Origin of the sequence: Bacillus sp. GMs2/2 (assembly GCF_050172095.1) — a bacterium.
Taxonomy (GTDB): domain Bacteria; phylum Bacillota; class Bacilli; order Bacillales; family Bacillaceae_G; genus Bacillus_A; species Bacillus_A cereus.
The window spans coordinates 1-6,470 of the sequence record NZ_JBNLYE010000231.1; the positions used below are offsets into that span (position 1 = coordinate 1).

Genomic DNA, 6,470 nt, shown 5'->3' on the forward strand with positions numbered 1-6,470 from the left:
ACCGACAGAATATAAACATGATCCAACTAAACTTTTACATTCACTTTTGTTCTAGTATTCTAATGAAGCTAATACATTGAGCCTCATTAGAATAGCGTAAATATGGGCCTTCTGATTGTAATAACTGCGTTTAAGAAAGTAAGAGAAATATCTTCATTACTACTCGTATCAAATAGTTGAACACGCTCCGCTATTATATATACAAACTTCCGACTACATTTCATATGAGAAAAAGTTATTACGATAAACAAAGAAAAGGTCTCCTAAAATATCTTTTAGGAGACCTTTTCTTCATTACACTTGCATCGCTTTCTCTCTCAATGCTCTTCTTAACAACTTACCCGTCGTATTCTTCGGTAATTCTATTAAAAACTCAATGCTTTTCGGCACTTTATATTTCGCTAAATGTAACGTACAGTAATGCATTAGTTCTTCTTCTGTTACGTTTGCTTGCTTCAAAACGACGTACGCTCGCACAGCTTCTCCTAAGTTTTCATCAGGAACACCGATTACGACAACTTCCGCTACTGATTCGTGCGTATATAATACTTCTTCTACTTCACGAGGGTATACGTTATAACCGCCAACTAAGACGATATCTTTTTTACGATCCACGATATAGAAGTAACCTTCTTCATCCATTTTCGCCAAGTCACCTGTATATAGCCAGCCGTCTTTCAATGTCGCAGCTGTATCTTCTGGTGCATTATAGTATCCTTTCATAACGTTAGGTCCGCGAACAATTAATTCACCGACTGCGCCGACAGGTACTTCTTCCCCAAGTTCATTTACAATTTTATTTTCTACATGCCAAATATTTGTGCCAATTGATCCTGGTTTCCGAGGACGATCTAGCGGATTGAAACAAGTAACTGGTGATGCTTCTGATAAACCGTATCCTTCTGAAACAATAACGTTAAAACGTTTTTCAAAGTTTTGCAGAAGAGCAACAGGCATCGATGCACCACCGGAAATACAAAGGCGAAGCGTCTTCACATCTTCTGCGCTTGCTTCTTCAAATAAATATAAATAATTGTACATCGTCGGTACGCCAGCAAAGATCGTTGGTTCGTACGTGCGACAAATACGGAATACTTCTTTCGGACTAAATTTCGGTAACATTAAAATCGTTGCCCCGTTCACAATCGGTGCATTTACCGCAACTGTTAAACAGAATACATGGAACATAGGCAGTGCCGCAACAACGCGGTCATCAGCCGTATATTGTAAATACGACGCCACATCGTTCGCATTACTATATAAATTTTTATGTGTTAACATAGCGCCTTTCGGTTTTCCAGTTGTGCCCGATGTGTATAGAATAACCGCTACATCTTCTTCATCTAGTTCAGGACCTTCGTAAGTTGTATCTCCAGTCCCCACAAAACTAGTAAACGTTTTCATTTTTTCGGTTTCTGTATGGTTAAAATCTGATGAGGTTTCGCATATGATGATGTTTTCTAATGAAGGAAGTCTTGTTGTAAGAGATTGTATAACAGGTAGAAGGACGTCGAGTACGATGATTGTTTTTACATCTCCATTTTGTAAAATATAATGCATTTCGTCTGCTGTATAAATTGGATTAACTGGAATAACAGTTGCTCCGGCTTTCATTGTTCCGTATAAACCGACCAAAAAATGTGGTGAGTTCCCAACAACTAATGCGACATTGTCCCCTTTTCCAATGCCCATTTCTGCTAAATTGCTAGAAAACCTTGTGACCATTTTGTTTAATTGGTCATATGAGACCGACTGATCCATAAATATATAAGCCGGTTTTTCCCCCTTCTTTTTTGCCGTTTCAGCCAAAGATTGAACGAGATTCACAAAAACCCCACCTTTATAAAATTTAGAATATTTAAAAATTCTAAATTAATTATATTAAAAGAAAATTAAAGTAGCAAGTGATATTCTATTAACTGCATATAGACAGATCACCTTCTCTTAGTTTACTTTGGAAAGATAAGGGAATTTTGTTCGCAAGTAATTTATGAAACTAGACCAGAAATCATTTTAGGATAATATGCATTCATCTTTTCTCTAAGTTTATTAAGTTCCTCTTTATTTAACGTCGTATGCTCTCCGTGCAAGTTAAGAGCATCCGCTCCATCTTCATGAAAATAAACTGTAACATATAATGCCGGTAACCCTATATTGTCTTCATCTATTGATAAGACGACATCTGGTGTTTTATTAACAGTGCTGGATGTTTCATTTCTTTTCCACTTCTTATTTTGAAACATGTCTTGTATATCATGTATCTTTCGTTTGTTATCTGTATGCGTAAAATATATGACATTATCCTCCGCTGGTTTTCCGATAGACAAAATTGTACGACTTGAGGGCGATCCACTGCTACACGCTGTCATTCCGATAACTAAGCTGAGTAATAATACAACGTACATTACCCTTTTCATTTCGATCCGCCTCCTTTTGAATATATATATTCCTTTACGAGGGGCAAATGTCCTGTGATTTTATGTTTTGTGGTAAATGAAATTATATGAGCGATTTTTCAGTTATATCAGCGCAGCTCGATTTATATCGGCGATTTTCCAAATATATCAGCGCAACTCGGTTTATATCGGCGATTTTCCAAATATATCAGCGCAACTCAATTTATATCAGCGATTTTTCAGTTATATCGACTTACCGACAAAACCTGACAATCTACGCAAAAAAGAAAGAGGCTGCCCGTTATGGAAGCCTCCCTCATTTTTAGAAGAATAAATGTAAGAAATCTTCTGTTGTAATGTTACCGAAGTAGCGTGCGATATCTACGCCTTCTAAAGCTGCAGTGAATGCATCTTTATCGAACTGAACGCCTGTTAGACGCTCTTCGATATCATGAACATCTAGTGAACCGAAGAAGTCGCCGTAAATTTTACATTCTGTTACTGTTCCTTTTTTCACTTCAAGACGAACGTCAACTTGTCCAACTGGGAAGCGGTGTGAATGTTGTAAGTTGAACTTCGGTGATTTTCCGTAGTTCCAATCCCAATTTTGGTAACGTTCTTCAGAAAGTTTATGGATTGCTTTCCAATCCTCTTCTGTTAATTCATACGTTGGGATTTCTGTTTCTCCTTCGAAAATTGTTTCTAGAAGAAGTTGTCTAAACTCTTCTGTCGTCATTTCTTCGTTTAGGAACTCTGTAATGTTCGCAACGCGGCTACGGATTGACTTAATTCCTTTTGATTGAATCTTATCCATTTTTACTTTTAACGCTGATACGACGTGATCGATTTCAGAGTCAAATAGTAACGTACCGTGGCTGAACATACGACCTTTCGTTGCGAACTGTGCGTTACCTGAAATTTTTCTACCTTCAGCTAAAATGTCGTTACGACCACTTAGTTCTGCATTTACGCCTAGTTTACTAAGCGCTTTCGTTACAGGTTCTGTAAATTTTTTGAAGTTGCTGAAACTGTCTCCATCATCTTTCGTAATAAAACTGAAGTTTAAGTTTCCTAAATCATGATATACTGCGCCTCCGCCTGATAGACGACGAACGACATGAATACCTTTTTCTTTTACGTAATCTGCATTAATTTCTTCTACTGTGTTTTGGTTTTTACCAATGATAATCGAAGGTTCATTAATGTAGAACAGTAAATATGTTTCGTTAATATCTAAATTCTTCACACAATATTCTTCAATCGCTAAGTTTATTCTAGGATCTGTAATCCCTTTATTATCAATAAATAACATCGTATCACCTCATGAGTTCCATACGTAGCCACTATGCGCTAACGTAATATGGCCACTGAAAATTTGTTTTGCTTCTGTTACTAAATCAGCTGGATTGCCTGTATGCGGTAAGTGCGTTAATAAAAGTTCTTTTACATTCGCATCTTTCGCAATACTTGCTACTTCTGTACTATTCATATGACCTGCTTTTGCAGCCTCTTGATGTGCATACATATTACACTCACAAATGAAAAGATCAGCATCTTTTGTGAATGGAATAAATTCAGGAATATAACTGGAATCTGCGCTATATACTACAGCGTCATTACCTGCTGTAATACGCATCGCAAAGCATGTAACAGGATGAACAGTTTTTAAGAATGAGATCGAGAACGGTCCAATTTGAAGTGTTTCTTCTGGATTGTACGCGATTCCTTTCGTATGCGGTTCATGCGTTAAAGAATGAAATCCACTCTCATCAAACGTATGACCGTATATTGGTAGTTCCGGTAGTTGCCTTGTTGTCGCACTCGTAATTAGTCTCGCATATTGCAATACCCCAATGTCTGCAACATGATCGTGATGATAGTGCGAAAGTACAACTGCATCTATATCAGATGGTGTTATATATTTTTGAAGCTGTGCTAGTACACCACTACCACAGTCTACAAGTAAACGAAAACCATCGTGTTCAAACAAATACCCCGACGTTGCTTCTCCCGCTTCTGGAAAACCGCCCCAAAAGCCGACAACAGTCATTTTCATATGTATCCATCCTTTCTAAAACCGAGTAGAAATGCATGTTTCACTTACATTCTACATTGTTAACTATAATCCATTTCCTAAACTTTTTCATTAATTTTCAATTTTGTTATAAAACAGTTGTTGACTTTTATTTTTTGTACTAATACAATGATAGTAAGAAATGGAAATGGAGGGATTGACATGATCGATCAACCAATGGAGTTTTTCAGAAATTTACCGACGAAAACTTGTGCGCACTGCGGGAAAGAAATTGATGAGCAACACGAAGCATACCATAACAAATGTGATGACTGCGTTCACGAAGAATAGTAGTTTGTGAACAGAAAAAAACCTAGCAGACATAGTCTACTAGGCTAATAACATCGTATCCTTCATCGTTGAACCTTTCACCAAGAGCTCCAGTTCAAACTCATACAATTCTTTTTTTCGATAATTTTTCGTATGGATTTTATCCATCATCAGGTCGACAACTTTTCGGGCCATCTCATCGATTGGCTGTTCAATTGTCGTAATACCTGGTTCTGTAATCTGCGATAATATTTGATTATCAAAACCGATAACAGCGAGATCATCTGGAATGCTCCAGTTATGGCGTTTCGCCTCTGAGATAATTCCAGCTGCTACCTCATCGCCTCCTGCCAAAATCGCGGTAGGATTTTTTTTGTCCTTTAATACTTCATGGAATATTCGTTTTCCATCTTCCCAAGAGAAAGCGTTTTCAAGAAAGTCAATCGCTTCTACTTGGCGGCTCTTCTCAGTTATTGCACGTAAAAAGCCCATTTTTCGCTGCTGGCTAACGACTTTGGTTTCGTTACCACGGCAAAAAATAAGATTACGATATCCTTGATCTAACACATGCTTCGCAGCTATGTATGCTCCTTGCGCATGATCAAACTTCACTGTTGGAATATTTGCTTCCTCAATATATTCATTACACAACACGATTGGACCGTGCTGTAAGTATGGCTCTACATCTTCCCACGGATTTTCTAGTGAACATAGAATAATCCCATCTACTTGTTTCGTAGATAATAATTGTAAATACTCCATCTCTTTTTCCGGTAAATATCTTGTTTGACAAATAATCAGTTTATATTTATGTTCAGAAGCAGCAATCTCGATTGCTTCAATAAATCTACTGAAGAAAGGATTTGTAATCCTTGGAACTAGCACCGCAATTGTTTCCGTTTTTTGTTTACGAAGCCTTCTCGCCGCAGAATTAGGAACGAAGCCTAAATGCTTCATTGCTAATTGAACCCTTTTTTTCTTCTCATCTGAAACATATGGATGATTATTAATCACCCTAGAAACCGTTGTCCTTGATAACCCTGCTAATTTCGCCACGTCCTCTATAGTCGACACGAAATTCTCCCCCTTTGCATGAAAACGTTTTCTTAAATTGATTATATAGTATATTATTGGAAACTGCAATATCGGTTGTTATGATTTTACTATATTAATATTATACATAGGTAAAAGTCTGTTAATGCATGGGCAATATACTGCTTTTAGAAATTTACGTTATGTACATTCCTTTTCTTAATACCATATATCCTTTATTCAATATAAAACCCCATCAATACGTCATCTCCATATGATCCATCTTCATATTTAATTTGCTTTCGTTGTCTGCCTTCTTCTACAAAGCCCATACGTTTGTACACTTTAATTGCCCGATCATTAACAGAAACTACACCTAAACAAATTTTCTCTAAACCTTTCTGCCCTTTCGCCCAACTAATAAGAAATTCAATTAATTTCGTGCCGATGCCTTGATTACAATACGCCTCTTTAATCCCCATTCCCATTGTGCCTGCGTGTTGTAACCGTTCTAGTTCATATCGGTTGAAAATTAAAAAGCCAACTACCTTCCCATCTACTTCATACACGATATAAAGATTACCTTTCTCATTACTTTTCCGTATCTTTTCTCTTTCTGCATTCATATCATTCGGTAACTTCTTTGGGGATACTATGAAAAATTTTGTAGTAGTTTCCGATAATATAATTTCTTTTCT

8 protein-coding genes are annotated in these 6,470 nt (G+C 37.0%); 1 reads left to right on the forward strand and 7 read right to left on the reverse strand.

From position 1 onward, the window contains the following. Window positions 1–86: 86 nt before the first annotated feature. The 5 genes from ACQGS6_RS20865 to ACQGS6_RS20885 form a co-directional block, all read right to left on the reverse strand. Window positions 87–251, reverse strand: a complete 165-nt coding sequence (locus tag ACQGS6_RS20865; RefSeq protein ID WP_170964276.1) for a hypothetical protein — start codon at window positions 249–251, stop codon at window positions 87–89. Between the two features lie 43 nt (window positions 252–294). Continuing rightward, window positions 295–1,827, reverse strand: a complete 1,533-nt coding sequence (locus tag ACQGS6_RS20870; protein WP_001055200.1) for a fatty acid--CoA ligase family protein — start codon at window positions 1,825–1,827, stop codon at window positions 295–297. 161 nt (window positions 1,828–1,988) lie between these two features. Beyond that, entirely contained in the window at window positions 1,989–2,417 is a 429-nt protein-coding gene (locus ACQGS6_RS20875) for a hypothetical protein (RefSeq protein WP_426965522.1), read from the reverse strand. A gap of 301 nt (window positions 2,418–2,718) precedes the next feature. Then, complete coding sequence (locus ACQGS6_RS20880) at window positions 2,719–3,708, reverse strand: lipoate--protein ligase (RefSeq protein ID WP_000897275.1); 990 nt, start codon at window positions 3,706–3,708, stop codon at window positions 2,719–2,721. A gap of 9 nt (window positions 3,709–3,717) precedes the next feature. Beyond that, window positions 3,718–4,452 (reverse strand): MBL fold metallo-hydrolase, encoded by a 735-nt coding sequence (locus ACQGS6_RS20885; RefSeq protein ID WP_074626189.1) that lies wholly within the window; start codon window positions 4,450–4,452, stop codon window positions 3,718–3,720. A gap of 180 nt (window positions 4,453–4,632) precedes the next feature. On the opposite strand from ACQGS6_RS20885, the gene yhfH reads away from it, so the two are divergent. Next, on the forward strand, window positions 4,633–4,761 hold the full coding sequence (gene yhfH, locus ACQGS6_RS20890; RefSeq protein ID WP_000567010.1) for a protein YhfH: 129 nt from the start codon (window positions 4,633–4,635) through the stop codon (window positions 4,759–4,761). Window positions 4,762–4,800: 39 nt separating this feature from the next. On the opposite strand, the gene ACQGS6_RS20895 is transcribed toward yhfH, so the two are convergent. Beyond that, window positions 4,801–5,814 (reverse strand): LacI family DNA-binding transcriptional regulator, encoded by a 1,014-nt coding sequence (locus tag ACQGS6_RS20895; protein WP_025966987.1) that lies wholly within the window; start codon window positions 5,812–5,814, stop codon window positions 4,801–4,803. A gap of 194 nt (window positions 5,815–6,008) precedes the next feature. Beyond that, a partial coding sequence (locus tag ACQGS6_RS20900; RefSeq protein ID WP_426965523.1) for a GNAT family N-acetyltransferase occupies window positions 6,009–6,470 on the reverse strand: 462 nt, incomplete at its 5' end.